General features: G+C 43.4%; 23 protein-coding genes and 1 tRNA gene. 15 read left to right on the forward strand and 9 right to left on the reverse strand.

Translation table 11 applies throughout. The annotated features are described in order from the left end of the window. Positions 1-47 precede the first annotated feature (47 nt). Complete coding sequence (locus BLQ60_RS06985) at positions 48-692, reverse strand: TetR/AcrR family transcriptional regulator (protein ID WP_092618011.1); 645 nt, start codon at positions 690-692, stop codon at positions 48-50. A 117-nt stretch (positions 693-809) separates the two neighbouring features. On the opposite strand from BLQ60_RS06985, the gene BLQ60_RS06990 reads away from it, so the two are divergent. From BLQ60_RS06990 to BLQ60_RS07045, 12 genes are all read left to right on the forward strand, one after another. Further along, on the forward strand, positions 810-1,871 hold the full coding sequence (locus tag BLQ60_RS06990; protein ID WP_092618013.1) for an HlyD family secretion protein: 1,062 nt from the start codon (positions 810-812) through the stop codon (positions 1,869-1,871). Between the two features lie 4 nt (positions 1,872-1,875). Continuing rightward, positions 1,876-3,771 carry an ATP-binding cassette domain-containing protein gene (locus BLQ60_RS06995; RefSeq protein WP_092618016.1) on the forward strand — a complete coding sequence of 632 codons (1,896 nt, stop codon included), beginning with the start codon at positions 1,876-1,878 and terminating at the stop codon, positions 3,769-3,771. Positions 3,772-3,781: 10 nt separating this feature from the next. Further along, entirely contained in the window at positions 3,782-4,912 is a 1,131-nt protein-coding gene (locus BLQ60_RS07000; RefSeq protein WP_092618019.1) for an ABC transporter permease, read from the forward strand. Between the two features lie 7 nt (positions 4,913-4,919). Continuing rightward, positions 4,920-6,047 carry an ABC transporter permease gene (locus BLQ60_RS07005; protein ID WP_092618711.1) on the forward strand — a complete coding sequence of 376 codons (1,128 nt, stop codon included), beginning with the start codon at positions 4,920-4,922 and terminating at the stop codon, positions 6,045-6,047. Between the two features lie 265 nt (positions 6,048-6,312). Then, the gene (locus BLQ60_RS07010; protein ID WP_378235211.1) at positions 6,313-7,203 is read left to right on the forward strand and encodes a patatin-like phospholipase family protein; all 891 of its coding nucleotides are present in this window, start codon (positions 6,313-6,315) and stop codon (positions 7,201-7,203) included. Positions 7,204-7,411: 208 nt separating this feature from the next. After that, entirely contained in the window at positions 7,412-9,454 is a 2,043-nt protein-coding gene (locus BLQ60_RS07015) for a UvrD-helicase domain-containing protein (protein WP_092618021.1), read from the forward strand. 58 nt (positions 9,455-9,512) lie between these two features. Beyond that, positions 9,513-9,965, forward strand: coding sequence for a dUTP diphosphatase (gene dut / locus BLQ60_RS07020; RefSeq protein WP_092618023.1), 453 nt, complete (start codon positions 9,513-9,515; stop codon positions 9,963-9,965). A 35-nt stretch (positions 9,966-10,000) separates the two neighbouring features. Further along, positions 10,001-11,452 carry a phosphomannomutase/phosphoglucomutase gene (locus BLQ60_RS07025; RefSeq protein ID WP_092618025.1) on the forward strand — a complete coding sequence of 484 codons (1,452 nt, stop codon included), beginning with the start codon at positions 10,001-10,003 and terminating at the stop codon, positions 11,450-11,452. A 79-nt stretch (positions 11,453-11,531) separates the two neighbouring features. Continuing rightward, on the forward strand, positions 11,532-12,431 hold the full coding sequence (gene argB / locus BLQ60_RS07030; protein WP_092618027.1) for an acetylglutamate kinase: 900 nt from the start codon (positions 11,532-11,534) through the stop codon (positions 12,429-12,431). A 193-nt stretch (positions 12,432-12,624) separates the two neighbouring features. Further along, positions 12,625-13,482, forward strand: coding sequence for a GNAT family N-acetyltransferase (locus tag BLQ60_RS07035; protein WP_092618028.1), 858 nt, complete (start codon positions 12,625-12,627; stop codon positions 13,480-13,482). A gap of 181 nt (positions 13,483-13,663) precedes the next feature. Continuing rightward, positions 13,664-14,512: a class II glutamine amidotransferase gene (locus tag BLQ60_RS07040; protein WP_092618029.1), complete on the forward strand. Its 849-nt coding sequence runs from the start codon at positions 13,664-13,666 to the stop codon at positions 14,510-14,512. Between the two features lie 76 nt (positions 14,513-14,588). Further along, positions 14,589-15,617, forward strand: coding sequence for a competence protein CoiA family protein (locus tag BLQ60_RS07045; protein WP_092618030.1), 1,029 nt, complete (start codon positions 14,589-14,591; stop codon positions 15,615-15,617). A 71-nt stretch (positions 15,618-15,688) separates the two neighbouring features. On the opposite strand, the gene BLQ60_RS07050 is transcribed toward BLQ60_RS07045, so the two are convergent. Together BLQ60_RS07050 and BLQ60_RS07055 are read right to left on the reverse strand one after the other, a co-directional pair. Beyond that, a tRNA-Asn gene (locus tag BLQ60_RS07050) sits at positions 15,689-15,764 on the reverse strand. 87 nt (positions 15,765-15,851) lie between these two features. After that, positions 15,852-16,421 (reverse strand): FxsA family protein, encoded by a 570-nt coding sequence (locus BLQ60_RS07055; RefSeq protein WP_092618031.1) that lies wholly within the window; start codon positions 16,419-16,421, stop codon positions 15,852-15,854. A gap of 148 nt (positions 16,422-16,569) precedes the next feature. Between BLQ60_RS07055 and ruvC the strand changes: the two genes are divergently transcribed. Then, positions 16,570-17,115, forward strand: a complete 546-nt coding sequence (ruvC, locus tag BLQ60_RS07060; RefSeq protein ID WP_092618034.1) for a crossover junction endodeoxyribonuclease RuvC — start codon at positions 16,570-16,572, stop codon at positions 17,113-17,115. 97 nt (positions 17,116-17,212) lie between these two features. Here the strand turns inward: ruvC and BLQ60_RS07065 are convergent, their stop codons facing one another. The 4 genes from BLQ60_RS07065 to carA form a co-directional block, all read right to left on the reverse strand. Further along, positions 17,213-17,905 (reverse strand): hypothetical protein, encoded by a 693-nt coding sequence (locus tag BLQ60_RS07065; protein WP_092618036.1) that lies wholly within the window; start codon positions 17,903-17,905, stop codon positions 17,213-17,215. Positions 17,906-18,027: 122 nt separating this feature from the next. Beyond that, the gene (gene greA, locus BLQ60_RS07070) at positions 18,028-18,504 is read right to left on the reverse strand and encodes a transcription elongation factor GreA (RefSeq protein WP_092618039.1); all 477 of its coding nucleotides are present in this window, start codon (positions 18,502-18,504) and stop codon (positions 18,028-18,030) included. 283 nt (positions 18,505-18,787) lie between these two features. Next, positions 18,788-22,021, reverse strand: a complete 3,234-nt coding sequence (gene carB / locus BLQ60_RS07075; protein WP_092618042.1) for a carbamoyl-phosphate synthase large subunit — start codon at positions 22,019-22,021, stop codon at positions 18,788-18,790. A 16-nt stretch (positions 22,022-22,037) separates the two neighbouring features. Beyond that, a complete protein-coding gene (gene carA / locus BLQ60_RS07080) occupies positions 22,038-23,177 on the reverse strand; it encodes a glutamine-hydrolyzing carbamoyl-phosphate synthase small subunit (protein WP_092618046.1) in 1,140 nt (379 codons plus the stop codon). 279 nt (positions 23,178-23,456) lie between these two features. Between carA and BLQ60_RS07085 the strand changes: the two genes are divergently transcribed. Next, the gene (locus tag BLQ60_RS07085) at positions 23,457-24,026 is read left to right on the forward strand and encodes a hypothetical protein (protein WP_092618049.1); all 570 of its coding nucleotides are present in this window, start codon (positions 23,457-23,459) and stop codon (positions 24,024-24,026) included. Between the two features lie 166 nt (positions 24,027-24,192). Here BLQ60_RS07085 and BLQ60_RS07090 read toward each other — a convergent pair whose 3' ends face one another. Together BLQ60_RS07090 and yhbY are read right to left on the reverse strand one after the other, a co-directional pair. After that, positions 24,193-24,729 (reverse strand): DOMON-like domain-containing protein, encoded by a 537-nt coding sequence (locus BLQ60_RS07090; protein ID WP_092618051.1) that lies wholly within the window; start codon positions 24,727-24,729, stop codon positions 24,193-24,195. Between the two features lie 22 nt (positions 24,730-24,751). Next, complete coding sequence (gene yhbY, locus BLQ60_RS07095; protein WP_092618053.1) at positions 24,752-25,078, reverse strand: ribosome assembly RNA-binding protein YhbY; 327 nt, start codon at positions 25,076-25,078, stop codon at positions 24,752-24,754. A gap of 226 nt (positions 25,079-25,304) precedes the next feature. On the opposite strand from yhbY, the gene rlmE reads away from it, so the two are divergent. After that, positions 25,305-25,952 (forward strand): 23S rRNA (uridine(2552)-2'-O)-methyltransferase RlmE, encoded by a 648-nt coding sequence (gene rlmE / locus BLQ60_RS07100; RefSeq protein ID WP_092618055.1) that lies wholly within the window; start codon positions 25,305-25,307, stop codon positions 25,950-25,952. Positions 25,953-25,959 lie beyond the last annotated feature (7 nt).

Consider the following 25,959-nt stretch of genomic DNA (forward strand, 5'->3'; position numbering starts at 1 on the left):
AAAAATAGCCTGTTGAAAGGCAATTGATGCACTAAAACGTAAAAAAATTAAAGTGTTTTGTCATGTTTGGCTTTGACCGCAGCCAAGCCCGCCAAAGAAAAGGCTTTAAAATGCTCGACCAAGTCCTGTTTTGGCATGGCAGAAATCACTTGGACTGGATTGCTAAAGTCTTTGTTTGCCAAGATCATTACAAAAATTGGGGCGATGATGCTGAGCACCGAAGGCATTAAGGTCGGATCGTTGACATCAATATCGGTAATTTCGCTGACGATTTTCAGTATCAATTGAAACTTTCTCAGCGCATTGGTTTCAATAAACTCAATTAAATACGGAGAGGGTGACAGCATTTCTAAAATAAAAATTTTGCTGTACCAGCGTTCGATGGTGGTGACATTGGTGATGAGGGCTTCGAATAATTGGGCTAATTTTTGTTCTGGTGCAATTTCGGCATTGGCAATCGCAATGAGCACTTTTTCATCTAAAAAATGTTGATGCGCCTCAGCGAGCACGGCTTTATACAAGCCATCGCGACCATCAAAGTGATAATTAATCGCCGCCAAATCCACCTCAGCCATCTGCGCAATTGCTTTGTTGGTGGTTTGTGCAAAGCCATGCTGTGCAATCAATTGACCTGCACTTTGTAAGATTTTTTGTTTGGTTAAGTCGCCATCACTGCGTCGTGCACGAGACATAAAAATGGATTTCCAAATATGCTAAAAATAACAGTATAACTTTTTTTACTTATTTGCTATAGTTTAAATTAAATTTGAATTTAAACTTGTGTGTAAATTAAGCGTGGATTTGTCTACATGAAAAAGAGTAATGTCGTGCTGTTGGTTGGCATCGTGGTGATTGCCGCCGCAGTCGCCTTTTGGTGGTTTAATCGTGATCAAGATGACGCATCGCATCTGACCCTGTATGGCAATGTCGATATCCGTCAGGTGTCGTTGGCATTTGAAACCTCAGGGCGCATCCAAACTATGGCGGTGCAAGAAGGCGATCGTGTACAAACAGGGCAGGTCTTGGCACAGCTCAATACGGAGTCGCTGTCGATCCAAGCCAAACAAGCCGATGCCCAGCTGCAAGTGCAACAACAAACCATCAATGAACAAGATGCTGGCAATCGACCTGAAGAAATCGCCCAAGCCCAAGCGCAAGTCGCTTCAGCGCAGGCGCAAGTAGAAAACGCCGATAAGCAATATCAACGCTTAAATGTGCTTTTTAATAGCTCGGTGGGACAAGCGGTGAGTAAGCAAGAAGTCGATGCTGCCAAAAGCACCATGAAAACAGCACAGGCATCCTTAAATGAATCCAAAGCCAATCTGACCTTACTGCAAAAAGGCGTGCGCCAAGAAGATCGTGCCGCTGCCAAAGCACAATATGACTCGACCAAAGCCAATCTGGATTTGATCAATTATCAAATTGCACAAAGTGAATTACGCTCACCCGTTGATGGTGTGGTGCGAGCACGTTTGCAGGAAGTTGGTGATATGACCACGTCGAGCAAGTCGGTCTATACCATCGCCTTGACCGATCCCAAATGGGTGCGTGTCTATGCCAGCGAGACCGAGCTAGGGCAAATCCAGATGGGTGATCGTGCGCAAGTGATTCGGGATTCACAGCCTGATCAGCCGATCACAGGTAAGATTGGTTATATTTCGTCTGTTGCCGAGTTCACACCAAAAACCGTCCAGACCGAAGATATTCGCACCACCTTGGTCTATGAAGTGCGTATTTATGTCGATGATCCAAAAGATCAGTTGAAAATGGGACAACCTGTCACTGTCCATATCGACAAGTCGCATCAACAAAGTGCAACGACCCATCAAAGTCAACCGACCCAACAAAATCAAACCCGTTCAGGTGAATAAGCCAATGTTTACAGATTGTGTGGTGATCGCCAACGATTTAAAGCAAGTGTTCAAATCTGAGCAAAAAGGTGCGGACGATGTGCATGCGCTACAAGGGCTAACGATGCAAATCAAAGCGGGGCAATTAACCGCTTTGGTCGGACCTGATGGTGCTGGAAAAACCACATTTTTAAGACTGATTGCAGGGTTGTATGCACCGACTTCCGGTCAGCTTGAAGTGCTGGGCACGGATGTCGCCAAAAATCCGCAATCGGTACAAGATCGTATCAGCTATATGCCACAGAAGTTTGGTCTATATGAAGATCTCAGTATTCAGGAAAATCTCGATCTTTACGCAGATTTGCATGGTGTTCCCGCAGATTTGCGTAAAGAACGCTTTGACCGCTTATTAAAAATCACTGATTTGGCACGATTTACCGATCGACCCGCAGGCAAGCTGTCGGGTGGGATGAAACAAAAACTCGGATTGGCGTGTACCTTGGTGCGTTCGCCTGAGCTATTGCTTTTGGATGAGCCTAGTGTCGGTGTCGATCCCTTATCTCGGCGTGATTTGTGGATCATTATCGAGCAATTGGTCAAAGATGAAAACCTCAGTGTGATCATCAGCACTGCCTATATGGATGAGGCGGAGCGTTGTCAGGATGTCTATGTGATGCTTGATGGCAAGGTCATTCAACACGGTTCACCAGCACAGCTGATCTCGCATGTGCATGGGCAGACATGGCAAGCTGAGCCAAACAAAGGGCTGAAATCACGCATATTACAAGCGCATTTACTGGATAATCATCGCTATATTGCCGATGCCGTGCCCAAAGGCGATGTGGTGCGCTTCATTACCCGTAGTGATCACCCTGAGCTTCCGCCAGATCAACTGCCCGAAGGTGTGGTAGCGCAAGCTCGTGAACCTGAGCTTGAAGATGCTTTTATGTTGTTTTTACATGAAGCGAAACATCAAACCGAAAAGGCATCAGATCAGAAGGAGCACGTCGATGAAAGCGATGCAACGGTCGAAAAGTCCTCCGTATTAGATGGCACAGCGACTCAAGACAAAGCACATGATATAAGACAAAGTACAATACAACACGCAGAGCAAAGCCAGCTGAATGAATCCAAACCAGTGATCGTGGTCAAAGACTTGGTGCGTACTTTTGGCGATTTTACTGCGGTGGCGAGCACTTCTTTTGATGTCTCTCGAGGTGAAATTTTTGGCTTGCTCGGTCCCAATGGTGCAGGCAAAACCACTACCTTCCGCATGCTGTGTGGCTTATTGCCCGCCAGTAGCGGTGTGCTGGAAGTGGCAGGGATGAATCTGCGTACTGCTCGGGCACAGGCGAGGGCGAAGATTGGCTATGTCTCACAAAAGTTTGCACTGTATGGCAACTTGAGTGTGCTGGACAATTTAAAGTTTTTTGGTGGGGCATATGGTTTGTCTGGCAAACATCTGAAACAGCAAATTGATAAAGCCTTAGCGCAGTTCGACCTAAAACCAAATGCCAAAAGTGGCGATTTACCCAATGGATTTAAACAACGCTTGTCGATGGCGGCGGCGTTGTTACATCAGCCTGAGATTTTGTTTTTGGACGAGCCGACCAGTGGCATTGATCCGCTGGCACGGCGCTCGTTTTGGTACACCATCGGTGAGCTGGCGAATCATGGTATCACCATCATTATTACCACACATTTTATGGAAGAAGCGGAATATTGCGATCGGATTGCCATTCAAGATGCAGGAAAAATGCTCGCCATTGGCACTCCCAAAGAGATTCGCAATATGGTTCATGAAAATGGACGTGGCGAAATGAATGATGCAAGTGTAAATGATATGAATAGCGCCTTTATCGCCATCGTTGAGCAATCCCGTGCCGATAAGCTAAAGCAATCAGAAGCGCTAAAGCAATGAGGTACATGTTATGAATAATTTCTCTGCATTTTGGACACGTTTATTTGCGCTGACCCGCAAAGAAACCAAGCAATTGATCCGTGACAAAAGTAGCATGGCGATTGGTTTTATTTTGCCGATTATTTTGATTTTACTGTTTGGTTATGGTTTGTCGTTTGACTTGAGCAATGGTCGAGTCGGTGTGGTGGAGCAAAACCCGACACCACAAAGTGCGCAGGTGATTAGTGGTTTAAATGGCTCGAAATATATCAGCGTCAGTCATTATCCCAGCTTTCATCAGGCAGAAGCAGCGATGCGTGATGCCGATATTGATGCCATTCTCAATATTCCCAGTGATTTTGCTGAACAATATGCCAATGGTGACGCCAATGTACAGGTGATTACCAATGGGCGCTCCACCAGCATTGCGTCTGCTTTGCACGGCTATATTTCCAGTGCTTTAAATACCACCACCACGATTCAAGCCGACCGTGCTAACTCTGGATCATCTGCGGGTGTAATAACGGTCAGTCAGCGCATGTGGTTTAACGAATCGGGCAATAGTACATGGTTTTTGGTGCCGGGTCTGATTGTATTGATTTTGACTTTGGTCGGTGCATTTTTAACAGGCTTGCTGATTGCACGGGAGCGAGAACGAGGCACTTTAGAAGCACTGTATGTTACGCCGATTCGCCCAGTAGAAATTGTGCTGTCCAAGCTGGCGCCTTATATCGTGATCGGCTTGATTGATACAGTCATCTGTTTGGTTGCTGCCAACTGGCTGTTTGAAGTGCCCATTCGTGCCTCGCTGATTTCGGTGATGGGGGCTTCTTTTTTGTATTTGATGGTGTCATTGCTGATGGGCTTGATGATTTCGGGTTTGTCACAAAGTCAGTTTCAAGCTAGTCAAATGGCGCTACTTGCCAGTTTTATGCCTGCGATGATGTTGTCTGGATTTGTATTTGATATTCGCAACCTGCCCATCGTGGTGCAAGTGGTGAGTAATGTCTTGCCTGCAACGCATTATATGACTTTGATTAAAACCTTGTTGCTTGGTGGAGATGATTGGTCATTGTGGTTAAAGCAATGTGGCATTTTGTTGATTTATATTGTGCTCCTGACCATCGTCACGGCACGATCGCTCAGAAAACGCTTGAGGTAACATGACCATGAATCACTTTATCACGGCGATCACGCACTGGTTTCGTTATCTTTGGGTGCTGACTCGAAAAGAGTTTTTGGCGATTTTAGTCGATCCTGCCAATCGGGTGACGTTGATTGCCCCTGTATTTATTCAGGCAGTGTTGTTTGGTTATGCTGCCAGCTACGATGTCAATCATGTTGATTATGCCGTGTTAGATCAAAGTCATAGTCAGGCATCACAGCAAATATTGTCGCACATGGATGGTTCGGGGATATTTCGGCGAACTGCGGATTTGCAAAATAATCAGCAAATCCAGCAGGTCATCAATGATCGAGAGGCGCTGGCGGTGATTACCATTCCAGCGGACTTTGAAGATAAGCTCAACAATAATGAATCGTCTGCGCTCCAAGTGATCGTGGATGGGCGTAATTCGTCGACGGCAAGCATGGCAGGTTCTTATATCAGCAGTGTGGTCAGTCAGGTCAATCAAGAGCGACTTGGCACGACCTCGGCGATTAGCGTGCAAACTCGTACATGGTATAACCCCAACCAAGAGTCACGCTGGGGCATGATGCCCTCATTGATCGCCACACTGAGTATGATGCAAACCTTGATGCTGGCGGCGATGTCGGTGGCACGAGAGCGTGAGCAGGGCACCTTTGATCAACTGTTGGTGACGCCATACACGCCGACGCAGATTATGATCGGTAAAGCGATTCCACCGATTTTGATTGGGGTGATTCAGTCGACGTTGATTTTGATGATTATTCTATTTTGGTTTCAGATTCCAATGAATGGTTCGCTGGCATTGCTGTATTTTGGTTTATTCGCCTTTAATATTGCGGTGGTCGGTGTGGGCTTGTCGATTTCGGCAATTGCACTGAATATGCAACAAGCCATGCTGTATACTTTTTTCTTGATCATGCCACTGACTTTATTGTCAGGATTATTAACCCCTGTGCAGAATATGCCTGAAGTATTGAACTGGCTGACCTATGCCAATCCACTGCGTTTCGGCATTGATTTGGTACAACGGGTGTATTTGGAAGACGCTGGCTTTGCGCAGGTGAAATGGGACTTCGTACCGATGCTGGTACTCGCCATTATTACCTTGCCATTAGCAGCATGGCTGTTTCGTCATCGACTTTCTTAAAGAGTTAGATGAAGCGCATCTGTTTGAAATTGGTCAAGAACCGATCGATATAGGGTGCGCAAATTAACATTTTTCTGCAAAATTTGCCTAGAGTCTGCGCATGAGTTCCTTTAGCATGCGCTATGCAACTTCACCCAGTAAAATAAAATGAGGGTTTCTTTTGAGGCTTAATTTTGCGCCACGTTTTGCGCAGCAGCGGAGTAAATCTATCCAATACATTCGATCGATATTGCTGACAGGATTGGCAAGTGTCGCATTGACCCAAGTGCATGCAACGACGACACTTGCACAGCCAAGCACGTGCAAATGGCAAGCGGATGCGACAGTAGTGCAAGCAAAACCCAAAATCGCATTAGTCCTTGGTAGTGGCGGGGCACGTGGCTATGCGCATATTGGCGTGATTGATGTGCTTGAGCAAAATGGCATTCGTCCCGACATGATCGTTGGCACCAGTGCGGGCAGTATCGTTGGTGCAATCTACGCCAGTGGTAAAACGCCTGAACAGATGAAAAACATTGCCATGGATCTGAAAAGTGATGATGTACGAGATTTTACTTTGAGTAAGCAAGGCTTTTTTGATGGGAAAAAAATCGCTGATTATGTCAATGCACAAGTCGATAACACTTTGCTAGAAAATATGAAAATCCCATTTTATGTGGTGGCAACCGAGTTAAAATCTGGACAAGATGTGATTTTTCGACAAGGTGATACAGGCAAGGCGGTGATGGCGTCGACCAGTATTCCAAGTATGTTTGTGCCGACCAAAATCGGTGAACAGCAATATGTCGATGGTGGGTTGGTGCATCCTGTGCCTGTGACAATCGCTAAACAGCTTGGTGCGGATTTGATTATCGCTGTAGATATTTTGGCACGTCCAGAATATACCGAAACCTCCAATGTCTGGGGCTTGTTTAACCAAAATATTAACATCATGCAAAATCGTCTCGCCGACTATGAAGTCAAGCAAGCGGACATCGTGATTCGTCCTGACATTCGTGAAAAAGCCCATGTATTCTCGGTCGGCTCACGTATGCAAACCATACAGGCTGGCGAAGTCGCTGCACAAAACCAAATCGATCAATTGCAAAAAGTTTTGTCTGCCAAAACGTATCAATTACAAGCTGAGCATGATGATTTACAAATCTGTCAGCACTGATATTTTGAAATGTTAACAACATGAACAGGTGAAAATGATACGCTGAGCACGGCACAATTTGACGCCATGTGTTTGGCATTTTCCGATTAGTCATTGCAACTAAAACGCAAGGCTCTATAATTTGCTTTTTAAAAATCACACGATACATTTTTCATTCTTGATGATCAGAATGCCATGATGTTGTCGTGCAAAATTTCTGGATAGTTCAATGAGTGTGGGTGCGAATCTCAACGACAAACAACAAGAAGCCATGCGCTATACGCAAGGTCCGCTATTGGTATTGGCAGGTGCAGGTTCGGGTAAAACCTCGGTGATTACGCAGAAGATTGCCTATTTGGTGCAAGAATGTCGCATCCCTGCGCATCGCATTACCGCAGTGACCTTTACCAATAAAGCCGCTCGTGAGATGAAAGAGCGTGTCACTCGACATCTATCCAAAGAGCAATCTAAAGGTTTGAGCGTATCGACTTTTCATACTTTTGGACTCAATCTACTGCGGATCGAGCTGAAACACACGCCACTGAAAAATAATTTTTCTATTCTAGATGCAGACGATTGCAAACGGATTCTGATGGATTTGATGCATCGGGACAATCTGGCAAATGCCGACAGCAAAGAGCTAATCGCCAAAGCCATGAAGAAAATCTCGGATTGGAAAAATGATCTGATTTTGCCTGAGCAGGCGCATGTTACCTGTGAAACCGAAGAAGACGTTCATCTTGCACATCTTTACCAACTCTATGAGCGCAATCTACGTGCTTATAATGCGGTGGATTTTGATGATTTGATCGTACTTCCGACACGACTGTTACAAGACAATGCCGAAGTGCGTGATAAATGGCAAAATCGGGTGCGTTATCTACTCGTCGATGAGTATCAAGACACCAATACCGCACAATATATGATGGTGAAATTACTGGTCGGCGTGATGGGGCAATTCACCGCTGTGGGTGATGATGATCAGTCGATCTACGCATGGCGTGGTGCAAAACCTGAAAATATGGCACTGCTCAAAGATGATTTTCCACGCTTAAAAGTGGTGAAATTGGAGCAGAATTATCGTTCGACCAATGTCATTTTGAATGCGGCCAATGCGGTGATCGGCAACAATCCGCATATTTTTGAAAAAGCCTTGTGGAGTGATAAAGGACGTGGCGAAGCGATTCGAGTGATTACCTGCCGCAATGATGATGATGAAGCGGAACGTGTGGTCAAAGATTTGATTACACACAAGCTGATGAATGGTAAAAACTGGAAAGATTATGCGGTGCTGTACCGTGGTAATTTCCAATCACGAGTGATCGAAACACAGCTCCGTCAGATGCAGATTCCCTATAAACTCTCAGGCGGTCAGTCGTTCTTTGCTCGGGCAGAGATCAAAGACATCATGAGCTATCTGCGCCTGATCATTAATCCTGAAGATGACAGTGCATTTCTACGCATCATCAACACACCAAAACGTGCCATTGGTCCTGTGACCTTAGAGAAGCTCGGTCTATTTGCGCAGGAAAATCATTTATCATTGCTTGGTGCATCTGCTGATCAACGCCTGACCATGGTCTTGCCGAAAAAAGCCATGAGCCAGTTGCATGAGTTTGCCGAATTTATTCAACGCTTTACCGAAGAATTGCATGATCATGATGACCCTGTGCCGTTGGTACGACAGTTCATCAATGAAGCGGGTTATGTCGATTATATTCGTGAAAGTGCCGCCACACCTGCGCAAGAAAAGTCCAAATTCGACAATATCGAAAGTCTGTATAGCAGTATCCAAAATCTGATCAATAAAGCCGAAGATGTTGATGATCGCAATATCGAAAGTGCGATTCGCAAACTGGTGTTGATCGACATGCTCGAACAACAGCAAGAAGAGCAAGATCAAGATAAGGTCAATTTACTGACTTTACATGCAGCGAAAGGCTTGGAATTTCCTTATGTCTATATGATGGGCTTGGAGGAGGAACTGCTGCCGCACCGCAACTCGATCGCTAGCGAAACCATCGAAGAAGAACGTCGTCTGATGTATGTGGGCATTACTCGGGCGAAGCAAGGCTTGACCATGACCTTGGCTGAGCAACGCAAAAATGGCGGGCAGATGAAACAAATGACGCCAAGCCGTTTCTTAGATGAATTACCACAGAATGATATTGAATGGCTTGGTCGCAAGAAGCCAGCGGGTGCGACGGATGTTGACCCTAAAGAGCAAGCTCGGCGTGCGATTGAAAATTTGAAAGCCTTGATGAAGCGATAATTTTTATCATCAAAACGTAATGGTTTATAAATTTTAGTTAGAAATTAAAGGAAATAGCATGAAAGTCCAAGTCAAAGTATTAGATCAACGCCTCGGCACACAATGGGATATGCCAAACTATGCAACCGTTGGCTCGGCAGGGCTTGATCTGCGTGCCTGTTTAGATGAGGCAATTACCATTGCGGTCGGTCAGACGGTTTTGGTGAAAACAGGTTTGTCGATCTATATCGAAGATCCACATTTTGCAGGCTTGATTTTGCCACGTTCAGGGCTTGGACATAAGCATGGTATTGTCTTGGGAAATTTGGTTGGTCTGATTGATTCAGACTATCAAGGTGAGCTTATGGTATCGGTGTGGAATCGTGGTCAGGCGGATTTTGTACTTGAACCAGGCGAGCGTTTGGCACAATATGTAGTTGTCCCTGTGCAACAAGTGCAGTTTGATATTGTTGAAGAGTTTGAACAATCTGAGCGTGGCGCAGGTGGCTTCGGACATACTGGCACGAAATAAAATATCCTGATTCTGAATAAATTAGACGCAAAGCGATGAGTGAGCAATTACAATCCACGAAAGTGGAATCTGTACCTCGACAAATTTTCCGAGCATATGATATTCGGGGAAAAGTTGCGCAGCTGTCAGATGGATTGGTCGCTGAAATTGGCAAAGCACTCGCCACACAGTTTATCCGTGCCAATCAACAGCAAGTCGTTATTGGCTATGATGCACGATTAAGCAGTTACGAATTTTCAGAAATCATCACAGAACAATTGACTGCGTCAGGACTGGATGTGTATCAAATCGGTTGTGTCAGTTCGCCATTACTCTATTTCACCGCAAAGCGTTTTGGTGGCAATGGTGTCATGATTACTGCAAGTCACAATCCTGCAACAGATAATGGCTTTAAATGGTTGTGTAAAAATTTACCGCCAACAGCTGAACAAATACAACACGTTGCTGATTTGATTGAATCACAAGATTTTCAAACATTACATCGTTGTGGCAAAGTCATCACGATAGATGCAAAAGCCGACTATTTTTCATATTTAAAGCAAGATATAAAATTACAAAACAATCATCGTATTTGCGTTGATGGTTTGCACGGTTCGGCAGGTGAAATTGCTCAAACTGCCTTAGAAAATCTTAGCTGTGAAGTGACCGCTTTAAACTGTTATGCAGATGGCAACTTTCCAGATGGTGCACCTGACCCAAGCGATTTTAAACGCTTAGAAACATTACAAAAAGCCGTGCTTGATTCAAAGTCTGTGATGGGTATTGCCCTAGATGGTGATGGTGATCGAGTCGTCGTGATTGATGAATTGGGTCAATGGATTAGCCCAGATCGGTTGATGTGTGCTTTTGCCAAAATCTGTTTAACGGATCAAAAAGTGCAACCGTCTGCTGAGATCGTCTTTGATGTGAAATGTTCGACGATGATTGCGCAAACTGTGGCTCGTTATCATGGTCGTAGTCATATGCTACGTACAGGCAGTAGTTTTCTAAGGCATTATATTGCTGCGCAGTCTGCGGTATTTGGCGGTGAGTATGCAGGGCATTATGTGTTTAATGATGGTCGTGGTCTAGGCTACGATGATGGATTGTATGCGGCACTGCGTTTACTGGAATATCTTGAATCGACACAGCAAAGTCTAAGTACATTGTTAGCAGAATTTCCTGAACGTACCTCAAGTCCTGATATCTATATTGATGCGAACGGTATAGATCGTGAGCAACTTTTTGCGCATATTCAGGATTATATTCACAATAATTTAAGTCGGGTCGATGCGGAGTCGATGACTTTAAGTTGTGTTGATGGTATTCGATTGGATTTCCCATATGGTTTTGGCATTATCCGTGCGTCCAATACAGGTGAATATTTTACCGTGCGTTTTGATGCCGATGATGCCTTGCATTTAGCGAAGATTAAAGCATTTTTTGTAGAGATGGTGCATACTATCTCACCGCATTTTGCCCAAGCTTTGCAAGAGATTGCAGCTTAGCTTTTATGTCATTTTGTGTATTTGTTTCTAGCAGTTGTTGCTAATATCTGTTTTTTTATATGTGTTTTAGGAGTTATCCATGTCTGCGAGTCAGCAGGGTATTGATAAAGCGAAAGTTTTAATCGAAGCCTTACCTTATATCCAACGCTTTTCAGGGAAAACCGTTGTGGTGAAATATGGTGGCAATGCCATGACTGATCCTGAACTGGAAAGCTCATTTGCAAGAGATATTGTGCTGTTAAAAACCGTCGGCATCCATCCTGTGGTGGTGCATGGCGGAGGTCCGCAAGTGGACAATCTACTCAAACAACTCGGTCGTGAATCGGATCGTATCGACGGGATGCGTGTGACTGATGCACCGACTATGGAAGTCGTTGAAATGGTACTTGGCGGTAGCGTCAATAAATCCATCGTAAATTTGATCAACAAACACGGTGGGCGTGCCATTGGTCTGACAGGTAAAGATGGTAATTTACTTCGTGCCAAAAAACTGTTGATCGAGAAAGTCACCGAACAGGGTACGGAGCAGATTGATCTGGGCTTGGTCGGTGAAGTCGCAGGCGTGAAAACCGATGTGATTGATATGTTCTTGCACAGTGACTTTATTCCTGTGATCGCACCGCTTGGTGTCGATGAGGCAGGCAACACCTACAACATCAACGCCGATCTGGTTGCAGGTAAAGTCGCTGAAGCCTTAAGTGCGGAAAAGCTGATTTTGCTGACTAACATTACAGGTGTGCTAGGCGCCAACAAAGAGTTGCTCACAGGTCTAAATACCCATGATGTCGATGAGTTGATTGCGACGGGTGTGATCTACGGCGGTATGATTCCAAAAGTGACTTGTGCGCTGGATGCGGTCAAAGGTGGCGTGGTGAGTGCGCATATCGTGGATGGTCGTGTGCCACATGCCAGCTTGCTCGAAATTTTCACCGATCATGGTGTGGGTACGCTGATTTCGAATCGCTTAAATAAGCACTAAAGTCACTGAAAATTGTCAGGAATATAATGAAAAGTCGCCGAGTGCGGCTTTTTTGTTGTTCAGATTTGCTAGTTTCAATATCCTAACATAGTCATACAATGCTCATGATTTTTTCATCAATTGGTCATCGCTTTGTCATTGTGCATTTTTATGCTTTTAAAAATGAATCCAATGAAAACAAGGCGTGAACGCGATGTTAGATAAACTCAATCAATTTCGTCCAAAACAGCTTGTATTACCCAAACCGTTTCCACTCGCCAAACAGCTTCCTTCGCCAAAAAATCTTGCATTTCCATTAACAAATAAACTGCCACTTGCCAAAAATAAAAATCAACAGACACAATACCGCTTCGAATGGGTCGATGATTTAAAGCAACTGCGAGAAGTACAACAGTTTCGAGCCATGCAATTTTCTGATCAATTTGGCATTACTTTTGAGCAAGAGATTGATCAAGATATTTATGATTTTGGCTGTGAACATGCACTACTTCGTGAAAAATGGTCGGGTGAGATCGTTGCTTATACTCGTTTAAAACTATTCCAAGGACATGAAATTGGACAAAGCTATAGCGCACAAGAATTTGATGTAATCCCACATCTTGCACATTGCTCTAATATCGTCGAAGTTGGACGAACCTGCGTGCATCCACGCTTTCGTTCGGGTAAAGCCTTGTCGATGCTTTGGCTGAATCTTGCGCCAAAAGTGTTGTGGAGTATGCGAGCAAAATATCTGATTGGTTGTGTCAGCATTCGCTTGCAAGACAATTTGGCACGAGCCTATCACACCCATCAGTTATTACAACAACTTAGTCCAACGCAAAGTATTGATATTCAAGCATTCAATGCCTATACGCCACAGGTGCCGAGTTTTAGTTTGCCCCATGAAGAGCGTATGCCGAAGCTATTCGATGTGTATTTGAGCATGCAGGCAAAGCTATCGAAACAAGCCTATTATGATCAAGATTTCAATTGCTTAGACTATTTTGTGTATTTGGAAATGAATGAGGTGGCAAAGCACTTTGTCATGCAGAAAATGATTCAGCGCACATAACTGATTTTATCATCTATCTCGCAGAGCCGTTTATTTCTGTGAAATGTATCGCAATTCAAAAAAATAACTTGAGTAGACACTGGGAAATTTCATATATTGGCGTTATGGCATGACAAATGCTTAGTACAAATGCTTAGTATTGTCATGTGATTATATGAATATTCAAATAAAGTGAATCATTATGTGTCAGTTGTTAGGAATGAATTGTGCTACACCTACCGATATTGATTTTTCATTTCGGGGCTTTTCACAGCGTGCGGGGGTGACTTCAGACCATTCTGATGGATTTGGTATTGCATTTTTTGAAGAAAAAGCCTGCCGTTTATTTGTCGATAATCATTCGGCGATCGAATCTCGCATTGCCGATTTGATACGTGAATATCCGATCAAATCCCGTAATGTCATTGCACATATTCGCAAAGCCACGCAAGGCAAAATTAATCTGGAAAATTCGCATCCTTTCGTGCGAGAGCTGTGGGGCAGACAGTGGATTTTTGCCCATAATGGCGATTTACTGCAATTTCATCCTGAGCTCACAGGGCGCTTTCAACCTGTTGGCGATACCGATAGTGAGCTGGCGTTTTGTTATGTCTTGGATCAATTGGCATTAAAATTCGGCAATGATCATCCAAGCCTTGAAGATATTTTTGCAGTATTGCAAGTGATCGCACCACAAATCGCTGAGCATGGTACATTCAACTTTTTCTTATCCAATGGTCAGGCGCTATTTAGTTATGCCACGACGAAACTGCACTGGCTGATTCGTGAATATCCATTTCAATATGCCAAGCTCATTGACATCGATGTTGACATTGATTTTAGTACAGTCACCACATCGGCGGATCGAGTGGCGGTCATTACCACCGAGCCACTGACTGACAACGAAACATGGCAAGCCTATCAGGCGGGTGAGATGATTTTGTTTAAAGATGGTAAGATCGAATTGCAAGCCATGACCACAGTACAACGCTTAGAACGGGAAAAACAAGATCCGAGTCTGGTGCGTAAAACCCGTGCCGATGTGTATTAATAAAAAGAAAAATAGTAAAGTTTTTAGTTTTCAGACTAGTACCGCCTAATTTTAATTAAATTGGTTTGGATTGAATATGGCACGATATCAATATGCTAAAGATGATCAGGGAAATATCGTAAAAGCAACAGATTTAGTTGGACAGGAAATATCTACAAATTTCTTTTGCTTTGGTTGTGGAAATCTTTTGATCGCAAAAGTTAATGGAAAGATATATACCCCCCACTTTGCACATAAAAATATTCAGGAATGTCAGGGGGAAACGTATTTACATTATTTGGGTAAACAAGTTTTTTTTGAAACGTATACAAAATGTCTAACTGAAAATATTCCCTACTATGTAGAATTTGAAATACCTAAAAAGTGCCATAAATATAAAAGAGCAATCCGAAAATATTGTAATCTTGGATTTGTAAAGAAAAAATTTGATTTGACGGAGTACTATTCTCAAATCGAGATTGAAAAACGAAATGAAGAATTTATACCAGATATCTTACTCTCTCGAAGATTTAGTTCCGAAGATAATATTTATATTGAGATTGCAGTTACACATTTTTTAAGCGAAAAGAAGAAGAAATCAGGTAAAAGAATAATTGAGATACCACTCAACTCTGAGGATGATGTTGAGAAAATATATAAGTCTTGTTTAAGTCCAAGCGATGCGCTTTTTAAGGGCTTTTATCAAGGGGTGGAGGTTGTACCTGAAGCAGAATGTCGTTGTATGCGTAAGCAATTTTTCGCTTTTTATGTGTGGGAATCAGGAAAAGCATTTTTGGAATTAACTTATTTGTCAGAAATTGAGGGTAGGCTGTTAAGGTTTAAAAATAAGATTATCTATAACAATATAATTGAAATAGATTCCGATTTCGAGAATTCAACGGTCAATTTCGGTCATGCTCATGGGGACTTGTTTATTTCTCAAGTGAGATTAGCTGCAAGTAAGAAAATCTCTATAAGAAATTGTTTTTTATGTAAATATAGTGGAGAAAATTGGAATGGTGATAGTAACCAGCCAATTTTTTGTAAGGCTAAAAAAATTAAGTGTGGTTCAAATCAAGCCGCTGAGTGTAATTGGTATAAGTTAGCAACAAATAGTATTCTTTAAGAGAAAATCATAAAAAAGCCTAGATCAATGTCTAGGCTTTTTTCAATACAACTAGCGCTGTATCTAAATTTTGGCTCTCCCACCTGGGCTCGAACCAGGGACCTGCGGATTAACAGTCCGTCGCTCTACCGACTGAGCTATGGGAGAATGTGCAGAGGATTCTATGAACTAATTGCGCTTAGGTCAAGGATTTTAATTATAAAAATATCAATCCAATCGTTAATTGCTGTAATTTTAGTCATTATCCTTGTGTTCAATACGTTTTGCTTCTGGCGTCACTTCACGGGCTTCACCATCAATAATGCTCGAATCATTACTCGCACCACGTCCGCCCATCTGCTGACGTTGCATTTCTTGCATTTGACGCATTACATCGGCGAACGGATTATTTGGATCATTGGCATTACCTGTCATGCCACCCATCATCTTTTCCATCATCGCTTGTTGGCGTTTTTGCATGGCACTCATTGCCGCATTTCTAAATAGCGTTTGCACCGCAGGGATCAGCATCAGCACTGCAATCAAGTCCGACCAAAGCCCTGGAATCGCAAGTAATAGCCCAGCAATCGCTCTAGGGAGATATTTACCGACATTGGGGTCATTGCCCATTTGTCCTGACATTTGCATTTGTTGCATCTGTGGCATGATGTGGGCAACGCTACTGCGGAGCATACTGATCCCGATCACTGCAGCGGCAATGAACCAGAAGAACACGTACCAAGCACTACCAACCAGATCGCCGACCACAATCCACGTCACGATCTCAGTCACGATGGCAATCAATACTAATAAAATCAGACCCATTTCGGTACTTTGCAACCTCATTTAAATTTTAAAGCGAAAAAATAATGTGTTCAATTTAACCCATCACGCAGTACCAATCACTAGCGCACAGGTTTTTTACAGTGATTTATGTAACAATAGTGACGATTTTGAAAATTTAAAGGGCGAAATGACAATAATCATCGGTATCGATCCTGGTTCACGGCTGACGGGCTATGGCGTCATTGAAAAAGACGGGGCAAAATTGCGCTTTGTCGATGCAGGGACGATTCGTACTGAAAGCCAAGACATGCCTGAGCGATTGAAACGGATTTTCGCAGGAGTAGATCGCATCGTGCGTTTTCATCAGCCGACAGAAGCTGCGGTCGAACAAGTGTTTATGGCGCAAAACCCTGATTCTGCCTTAAAACTTGGTCAAGCCCGAGGAGCAGCCATTGCGGCTTTGGTCAATCTTGATTTGAGCGTAGCAGAATATACCGCACGGCAAATAAAACAGTCTGTTGTGGGTTATGGTGCGGCAGATAAAGAACAAGTGCAGATGATGGTGATGAAATTACTGAATCTCTCCGTGAAACCCCAAGCTGATGCGGCAGATGCATTAGCAGGGGCGATTTGCCATGCACATGCTTCAGGCAGTCTGAATAAACTGGCAGTGCTCAATGCGTTAGGTGGTGGTATGGCACGAGGGCGCGGGCGAGGATTACGTCGACGTTAAATGGTGAAAATATCTTGATAAGTTATACTATTCGTTCCACTGCAAACTGTAGTGAAACCTTATTTAAGCTTGAATAGAGTTTTTTTTAACTGGTTCATCAAAGAGAAATTGTGTAAAAAAATAAATAAATGACTTTAAAAGAAAAGAATAAAAACAATATGCCATATAAACATTTTATTATTCTAAAACAAAGATCCTCCTTTTCTGAAAAAACTGAAATTACAATTAAAATCAAACCTATAAAAGCTAATCCACCTGACCATAAATACGTCGCAAAGTAAAAATCGTCTTTCCGCTGATTTCTGATTTTAGAATCGAAAGGATTATTCCCTGAAACCTCGATAGCTGTATTCTTTTCATCATAAATCGTTGCTTTGTCAAAGAGGCAATCGCCATGCCTTTTAATGACTTTACTATAATCCTCTGTACAATAGAGTGATACGTTGTCGACTAATATTTGCCGAGGATAATTTTCTTTATAGAGTTCAGGTTCGATATAGAAAGGTCGAAAAAACTCTTTATGAACTAACGCAGAGGAATTCCCATGTTCACGTAGGGTAATATGGTAACCATGTTTACCACCTTTTGAACTTGTACCTGAAGTATAAACGTAGTGAAATTCAAACTTCTTTTCAGGTGGGTAGACATGCTTTTCCCATGCCATTACCTGATATTTTTCATAGTTGTGCATTTCACTTTTATAAGTTTTATTGATGTATAGCAATTCTATTAAGTTATAAACAATAATTAGACCTATGCCTGTAATAACGCTGACAATCAAAAATTTCATATGCTAAAAGTCCATACAATTATTTTCTACAACATTTTATTCATTATTCAATCGAATTGGTTATAGAGCGAAATACACAAAAAAAAAGCTCCCAAAGTTGGGAGCTAATTTAGCATAGCAATTTACAGATATTCAACCTTAACCACTTCGTACTCAACTTCACCTTGTGGCGTAGTGATTTTGGCATCGTCACCTTCATTTTTACTGAGTAGACCACGCGCAATCGGGGAGTTCACTGAGATTTTATTTTGCTTAAAATCTGCCTCGTCATCACCCACGATTTTATAAGTCTTTTGTTCTTCGGTATCAAGGTTTTCAATGGTGACAGTCACACCAAAGACCACACGACCATTTTGTTCTAAGTCTTTGACATCAATCACTTGTGCAGCGCCAAGTTTGCCTTCGATGTCTTGAATACGACCTTCACAGAAGCCTTGTTGTTCACGGGCAGCATGATACTCGGCGTTTTCCTTAAGATCACCGTGTTCACGTGCTTCTGCGATCGCTTGGGTAATACGTGGGCGTTCTACAGATTTGAGATGTTGTAATTCTGTTTCTAGCGCAGCTTTGCCTTCTGGCGTCATTGGATAGCGTTGCATGTTTTCCTCACTATCTATTCGGAATTTCGAAAAACCATCTACGTCGGCAAATTTCTGCGTTGAGCCTTGCTCGCAATCCTCATGTACGTGATGTACATTGTGGTTGCTGTGCGAGGTGCGCCTTGAAATTTACTCTACTCGCTAGGTTTTCGAGAATTCCTCGTGTGCTTATGAGCATAAATGAAAGTGTGATATATGCTGATCATTCACTTTCAATTGGCTCAGTTCAAATTAAAAAAAATCCGCCACCTCCGTCAGAGATGGCGGAAGTGTCGTCGGTGTATTAAGCGTCTGTTTGTAAATCTTGCAAGCGATATACATCCATTGGCAATTGAATTCCTAAAGCCTGACAAACTGCATCTGCACCGTTTAATGTGGTGGTGTAATACACTTTGCCTTGCAATGCAGAGCGACGAATCGAGAATGAATCTTGCTGAGCTTGCTTGCCTTCTGTAGTATTGATAATGAGGTGTATCTCGCCATTTTTCAAGCGATCCACGATATGTGGACGACCTTCGGTGACTTTATTGACACGCTCACATTCTAAACCAGCCTCTTTTAATACATCAAATGTACCGCCAGTGGCAACCAGTTTGAAGCCATGACCGATCAGTTGTTGTGCAACTCGAGCGACATGTGGCTTATCTGAATCACGTACAGACAAGAAAGCATGTTTCACTTCACCTTCAGTTGGCTTACCTGGTAGGCGATCATTCGAGCCAAGTACGGCTTTGTAGAAGGCTTCACCAAAGGTTTTACCCACACCCATGACTTCGCCAGTAGACTTCATCTCAGGCCCAAGCACAGGGTCAACACCTGGGAATTTGTTGAAAGGGAACACCGCTTCTTTGACTGCAAAGCTCTTTGGAATAATTTCCTTAGTAAAGCCTTGCGATGCCAAAGACTGACCTGCCATACAACGTGCAGCCACTTTCGCTAAAGATTCACCGATACATTTCGATACGAATGGTACGGTACGAGATGCACGTGGATTCACTTCGAGAATGTAGACATCGTTACCTTTGACCGCAAACTGTACATTCATTAAGCCAACCACGCCAAGCTCTTTTGCCATCGCCACAGTTTGACGACGCATTTCGTCTTGGATTTCTTTAGACAATGAATATGGCGGAATTGAACATGCTGAGTCACCAGAGTGAACACCTGCTTGTTCAATGTGTTGCATGATGCCGCCGATCACAACTTCCTTGCCATCAGATACGCAGTCTACATCGACTTCGGTCGCATCATCTAAGAAACGATCAAGCAATACAGGGGCTTCATTCGATGCTTGAACCGCTTCACGGAGGTAGCGTTTTAGCTCTTCTTCGTTATAGACGATTTCCATCGCACGGCCACCAAGGACATAAGAAGGGCGTACCACCAATGGGAAGCCAACTTTAGCAGCTTCGGCGATGCCTTCTTCAGCAGATTTGACAATGCTGTTGTTTGGTTGGCGTAGATTCAATTTTTGAATCATTTGTTGGAAGCGTTCACGATCTTCTGCACGGTCGATCGCATCAGGCGATGTGCCGATAATTGGTGCGCCAGCTTCTTCCAAAGCACGCGCCAATTTCAATGGGGTTTGACCGCCATATTGAACGATCACACCTTTTGGTTTTTCCGTGCGAATAATTTCTAACACGTCTTCTAAAGTGACTGGCTCGAAGTACAAACGATCTGAGGTGTCATAGTCGGTAGACACGGTTTCAGGGTTACAGTTGACCATGATGGTCTCGAAACCATCTTCACGCATCGCAAGCGCAGCGTGGACACAGCAATAATCAAACTCAATGCCTTGACCGATACGGTTTGGACCGCCACCGATCACCATGATTTTGTCTTTATCCGATGGATTGGCTTCGCATTCTTCGTCATAGGTCGAATACATATAGGCTGTATTTGATGAAAACTCAGCTGCACAAGTATCGACACGTTTGTAGACTGGATAAACGCCCAAATTCCAACGTTCTTTACGGAATTGTTTTTGCGAAATGCCCATCAAGTTAGCGATACGCAGATCAGACAACCCTTTACGTTTGAACGAGCGTACATTTTCTGCTGTTAAATCACCGACACCGAGTGCTTTGATTTGCGCTTCGGTTTTAACGATGTCTTCGATTTGAATCAAGAACCAACGGTCAATTTTGGTTGCTTCAAACACATCATCCAAGCTAAAGCCGTGACGGAATGCATCTGCGATATACCAAATCCGTGCAGGGCTCGGAATTTTCAGCTCAACCAAAATCTTGTCTTTGATGTTGCTGGTCTCAGCCGTGATTTTTTCATCAAAACCACATGCGCCTTCTTCCAAGCCACGAAGTGCTTTTTGCATTGATTCTTGGAAGTTACGACCAATTGCCATCACTTCACCAACGGATTTCATTTGCGTAGTCAGTGTTGGCTCAGCTTGTGGGAATTTTTCAAAGTTAAAACGAGGAATCTTGGTCACGACATAGTCGATTGATGGCTCAAACGATGCTGGTGTCACGCCACCAGTGATGTCATTTTTTAATTCATCGAGGGTATAACCAACGGCAAGTTTGGCAGCGACTTTGGCAATTGGGAAGCCTGTTGCTTTTGAAGCAAGCGCAGATGAACGTGATACACGTGGATTCATCTCGATCACGACCATACGACCCGTGTTCGGGCAAATACCAAACTGTACGTTTGAACCACCAGTTTCTACGCCGATCTCACGAAGTACCGCAACTGAGGCATTACGCATCAATTGATATTCTTTATCGGTCAAGGTTTGTGCAGGGGCAACGGTGATTGAGTCGCCAGTATGCACGCCCATCGGGTCGAAGTTTTCAATGGCGCAGACGATGATGCAGTTGTTGTTCTTGTCACGAACCACTTCCATCTCATACTCTTTCCAGCCAATCAATGATTCATCAATCAAAAGTTGTTTGGTTGGAGAAAGGTCGAAACCGCGTTCACAGATTTCTAAAAATTCTTCTTTGTTATATGCAATGCCGCCGCCTGAACCACCCATGGTAAATGATGGACGGATAATTACAGGGAAGCCAAAACGGTTTTGGATTTCAAGTGCCTCGTCCATGCTCTCTGCAATGGCAGCTTTTGGACATTCCAAACCGATTTTGCGCATCGCTTGGTCGAATAGCTTACGGTCTTCGGCTTTCTCGATGGCATCTTTACTTGCACCGATCAGCTCCACGCCATATTTTGCCAGTACACCGTGCTCATCAAGGGCGAGAGCACAGTTCAATGCAGTTTGACCGCCCATCGTTGGAAGTACCGCATCTGGACGTTCTTTTTCAATGATTTGCGCAACGGTTTGCCAAGTGATTGGCTCAATATAAGTTGCATCTGCCATCGAAGGGTCTGTCATGATGGTCGCAGGGTTTGAGTTGACCAAGATGACACGGTAACCTTCTTCACGCAGGGCTTTACACGCTTGCGCACCTGAGTAGTCAAACTCACAGGCTTGACCGATGACAATAGGACCTGCACCAATAATTAAGATGCTTTTTATGTCTGTACGTTTAGGCATATGAAGTATTCCTTAATTACTGCTTTGCAGCTTCAATGAGTTCGATAAAATGATCAAATAATGGCGCACAGTCATGCGGACCTGGGCTTGCTTCAGGGTGACCTTGGAAGCTAAACGCAGGCTTATCGGTACGATGAATACCTTGGTTTGTACCATCAAATAATGAACGATGTGTCACTTTGAGCGTTGCAGGCAACGTGCTTTCATCAACAGCAAAACCATGGTTTTGCGAGGTGATCATCACCGTACCATCTTCAAGGTTTTGCACAGGGTGGTTTGCACCGTGGTGACCATGATTCATTTTCATCGTGGTCGCACCAGAAGCCAATGCCAAAATCTGATGACCCAAGCAAATACCAAATACAGGTAAATTGGTCGATTCAACAATGGTTTTCACTGCGTCAATCGCATAATCACACGCTGCTGGATCGCCGGGGCCATTTGATAAGAACACGCCATCAGGATTCAAGGCTAAAACTTTTTCCGCAGGAGTCTGTGCAGGGACAACTGTCAGCTTACAACCACGATCGGCAAGCATACGAAGAATGTTGGTTTTTACACCGTAGTCATAAGCAACCACATGGAATTTCATTTCAGGTTTGGCAAAGCCTTCGCCCAATGCCCAAGAACCTTCTGTCCACTCAAAGCCTTCAGGATCACAGCACTCTTTAGCAAGGTCTAAACCATTGAGACCGCCAAAGGCACGGGCTTTTTCTAAGGCTTCTGCTTCGGTGATATTTTCCCCTGCAAGGATACAGCCGTTTTGTGCGCCTTTGTCACGCAAGATACGGGTCAGCTTACGAGTATCAATATCTGCAATCGCCACGACATTGTGTTGTTGTAGGTAGTCGCTCAGTGATTGTTCTGCACGGAAGTTACTGTGAAGTAAAGGTAAGTCACGAATGATCAAACCATTCGCCCAGACTTTGTGAATGCGTCCAGACTCGGTGTCTTCTGCATTACAGCCAGTATTACCAATGTGTGGATAGGTCAATGTGACCATCTGCTGCGCATAACTAGGATCGGTGAGGATCTCTTGATAGCCAGTCATGGCAGTATTGAAAACGACTTCACCAGTCGTAGAACCAGATGCGCCGATCGACGTACCTTTGAAAATCGTCCCATCAGCGAGGGCTAAAATGGCGGGGATGCTCAAAGCAAAGCTCCTGAATTTTAAGCTGTAAAAAAGCGAGTAGACTTATCGAGAAGCTGGAAAATAATCGACTTTCCGCTTCGGTCTGCTCGCTTGTAACTTAAAGAAGTATTGTACGCAAAAGTTCTGCGAAAGTCTAACCTTAAATCAGCCAATTGATGGAAAAGCACAGCGTGAACATTTGTTAAAAATGAGAATTGTTAGACAAAAAATCCACAAGAAAAATAATTTGGGTATTTAATAGGCGTTATCCAAACATAACAAACTTAGAGGTAAACACTCATGGCTAGACAAACGACCAAATTGACAGATAAAGCAGAACAATTGGTTGATCAGGCAAAAACTGAGCTTGATCAAGCGAAAACCCAAGTCGAGCATACTGCGGCAAAAGTAAAAGCGGACGTTGAGCACAAAGTTGCTGACATTAAAGCCGATGTCGAGAAAGCAACTGCGGATACGTCACAAAAACTCGAACAAGCTAAAAACGATGCCGCTGAAGCTAAAAAAGATTTTGCACAAAGTGTTCAATCACAAGTGACTGAAATCAAAGCTGAAGTGTTGAAGCGTATCGAAACTTTGAAAACTCAATTTCCTGTGACACAAGCGGATTTGCTTGAGCTGAAAGAAACTTTGAAAACTGAGTTTTCTGCATTGTTCGATGATGTAACCAAAGTGTCTAAAGACATCAAACAAGACATTACTGAGATTTCATCAAAGCATAAAGAACAGCTTACTGAAACTTTTAAGCGCTCGAAAGAGCATGCGGTTGAAGCATTCAACAAAATCAATCTTTCACAAGTCAAAGAAAAAGTGGAAGAGAAGGTTGACGAAGTCAAATCAAAAGCGTCTTAATGCTTCACTGAATTTGCTACCACAATAACAAGAAAACTCAACTCAGTCGTAATGCTTTGATGTGACTATTCGATATAAGTAAAACGGCGCTTCGGCGCCGTTTTTTTCGCAAATCAATACATCGCAGAAAACAAAATTGAAAGATCACTAAAACTGTGGAGCACAGTTAAAACTGATGTAACCAATCTCGCTTATTATGAAAGTCCGCTTCTGGGCTACTGTGTTGCATGGCGAAATAATGTGGTTTCGCAGCCGTCTGAATCACCGCACTAATACCAAGAAACACATCCTTCATGGCAACCTTGTAGTGATGCAAAAACAAATTAATATCGATCGCTGCAGTCAGTCCAAAACCTGTGCGTTTGAGTTCGACCAATTCAATTTTAGAATTGATCGGCGGTGGCGTCGTTTCAGGATAGCGATATTCTTCAAAGTGATAACTTTGCCAAGCACCCGAAGGGGAAAGATTAACTTCAATATAGTCGTCAATGTCTTTGATACCAATAAACAGCTCAAAGCAGGTCTGTTCCCACAAATAATCACGTCGTGGATGTCCTGCAACCGTATCTCCCCAGATAATCTGTTGCATCGGGTCATTCAGCCAAAAGCCGAGTTGGATAATGCCATTGGCAGGGGATTCAACCGCCGCCACGATGCTGAGATCACGGGTGGGTTGAAATGCGCTGAGTTCAAAACTTGCCATAATACGGATTACGCAAGCGCAATTAGTCTTTGATCAAATGCGCATGACGCACGATATTGGAGAGTTTTTGATTTTGCTGCGCGGCTTTTTTATAGAGCAAAACCACTTTACCGATTTGTTGTACGCTTTCTGCACTTGTGCGTTCGATCAGTGCTTGAATCACTGCTGCACGCGCCTCACGATCTTCGCCAGCGACTTTGATTTTAATCAATTCATGATCATTGAGCGCACGTTCAGTTTCTTCGACGACATTGTCGGTCAAACCTTGGCTACCGATCATCACCACAGGTTGCAGTGCGTGACCAATTTGACGTAGACGTTTGCGTTCTTGAATTTTTAAAGCTGCCATGATGCGAACCGATAATGAAAACGCACTATTTTAAACGTTTTTCATCAAAAAATGCAGGGCTTTCATGAATTATTTCTACGGCGGCTTGTGATGCGTTTTGGCTTGACCGATGGTTTTGATGGAAAATTTGATTGGGCTTTCTCGACTTGATTTGTGCGGTTTTACTGCATCGGACGTTTTTTTCACGTAGAATGCAGGCTGTTTTCACTGATATTTTGTATGACAAATGGCCACTAAAATCACCAATCAAAAATTATCTAAAAGTAGTCGTGCTTGGATGCGTGAACATTTGGATGATCCATTTGTCAAAAAAGCGCAAAAAGAAGGCTATCGTGCCAGAGCAGCATATAAGCTCTTAGAAATTCAAGAAAAATACAATTTAATCAGACCTGGTATGACGGTGGTGGACTTGGGCGCAGCGCCAGGCAGTTGGTCGCAAATCGCAGGAAAACTGGTCGGTGATAAAGGTATTGTGATCGCCTCAGATATTTTAGAGATGGATGCTTTGCCTGATGTAACTTTCTTGCAGGGTGATTTCCGAGAAGAAGAAGTATTTGAAAAATTGTTAAATATTTTAAATGGACGACCTGTAGACCTTGTAATTTCCGACATGGCACCCAATACATCAGGTAATAGGTCTGTCGATCAACCACGTCAAATTTATTTGTGTGAGTTGGCTTTGGATTTTGCACAAAAAGTGCTTGGAAAAAAAGGACAGATGGTGGTCAAAGTCTTTCAAGGAACTGGTTTTGATGAGTTTCGAAAACAGATGGTTGATACCTTCGATGTGTTAAAAACGGCGAAGCCTGCTGCTTCTCGAGCACGATCAAAAGAGGTTTTTTTGATCGGTCAGGGACGCAACAAGTCTTTATAAAGTCGCT

It is taken from the genome of Acinetobacter marinus (assembly GCF_900096915.1).
In the GTDB taxonomy this organism is placed as follows: Bacteria; Pseudomonadota; Gammaproteobacteria; order Pseudomonadales; family Moraxellaceae; genus Acinetobacter; species Acinetobacter marinus.

Excerpts from the sequence above, each read along its gene's own strand:
- BLQ60_RS06985 (WP_092618011.1), bottom strand. The coding sequence starts at position 692 with ATGTCTCGTGCACGACGCAGTGATGGCGACTTAACCAAACAAAAAATC.
- BLQ60_RS06990 (WP_092618013.1), top strand. The coding sequence starts at position 810 with ATGAAAAAGAGTAATGTCGTGCTGTTGGTTGGCATCGTGGTGATTGCC.
- BLQ60_RS06995 (WP_092618016.1), top strand. The coding sequence starts at position 1,876 with ATGTTTACAGATTGTGTGGTGATCGCCAACGATTTAAAGCAAGTGTTC.
- BLQ60_RS07000 (WP_092618019.1), top strand. The coding sequence starts at position 3,782 with ATGAATAATTTCTCTGCATTTTGGACACGTTTATTTGCGCTGACCCGC.
- BLQ60_RS07005 (WP_092618711.1), top strand. The coding sequence starts at position 4,920 with ATGAATCACTTTATCACGGCGATCACGCACTGGTTTCGTTATCTTTGG.
- BLQ60_RS07015 (WP_092618021.1), top strand. The coding sequence starts at position 7,412 with ATGAGTGTGGGTGCGAATCTCAACGACAAACAACAAGAAGCCATGCGC.
- dut (WP_092618023.1), top strand. The coding sequence starts at position 9,513 with ATGAAAGTCCAAGTCAAAGTATTAGATCAACGCCTCGGCACACAATGG.
- BLQ60_RS07025 (WP_092618025.1), top strand. The coding sequence starts at position 10,001 with ATGAGTGAGCAATTACAATCCACGAAAGTGGAATCTGTACCTCGACAA.
- argB (WP_092618027.1), top strand. The coding sequence starts at position 11,532 with ATGTCTGCGAGTCAGCAGGGTATTGATAAAGCGAAAGTTTTAATCGAA.
- BLQ60_RS07035 (WP_092618028.1), top strand. The coding sequence starts at position 12,625 with ATGTTAGATAAACTCAATCAATTTCGTCCAAAACAGCTTGTATTACCC.
- BLQ60_RS07040 (WP_092618029.1), top strand. The coding sequence starts at position 13,664 with ATGTGTCAGTTGTTAGGAATGAATTGTGCTACACCTACCGATATTGAT.
- BLQ60_RS07045 (WP_092618030.1), top strand. The coding sequence starts at position 14,589 with ATGGCACGATATCAATATGCTAAAGATGATCAGGGAAATATCGTAAAA.
- BLQ60_RS07055 (WP_092618031.1), bottom strand. The coding sequence starts at position 16,421 with ATGGGTCTGATTTTATTAGTATTGATTGCCATCGTGACTGAGATCGTG.
- ruvC (WP_092618034.1), top strand. The coding sequence starts at position 16,570 with ATGACAATAATCATCGGTATCGATCCTGGTTCACGGCTGACGGGCTAT.
- BLQ60_RS07065 (WP_092618036.1), bottom strand. The coding sequence starts at position 17,905 with ATGAAATTTTTGATTGTCAGCGTTATTACAGGCATAGGTCTAATTATT.
- greA (WP_092618039.1), bottom strand. The coding sequence starts at position 18,504 with ATGCAACGCTATCCAATGACGCCAGAAGGCAAAGCTGCGCTAGAAACA.
- carB (WP_092618042.1), bottom strand. The coding sequence starts at position 22,021 with ATGCCTAAACGTACAGACATAAAAAGCATCTTAATTATTGGTGCAGGT.
- BLQ60_RS07085 (WP_092618049.1), top strand. The coding sequence starts at position 23,457 with ATGGCTAGACAAACGACCAAATTGACAGATAAAGCAGAACAATTGGTT.
- BLQ60_RS07090 (WP_092618051.1), bottom strand. The coding sequence starts at position 24,729 with ATGGCAAGTTTTGAACTCAGCGCATTTCAACCCACCCGTGATCTCAGC.
- yhbY (WP_092618053.1), bottom strand. The coding sequence starts at position 25,078 with ATGGCAGCTTTAAAAATTCAAGAACGCAAACGTCTACGTCAAATTGGT.
- rlmE (WP_092618055.1), top strand. The coding sequence starts at position 25,305 with ATGGCCACTAAAATCACCAATCAAAAATTATCTAAAAGTAGTCGTGCT.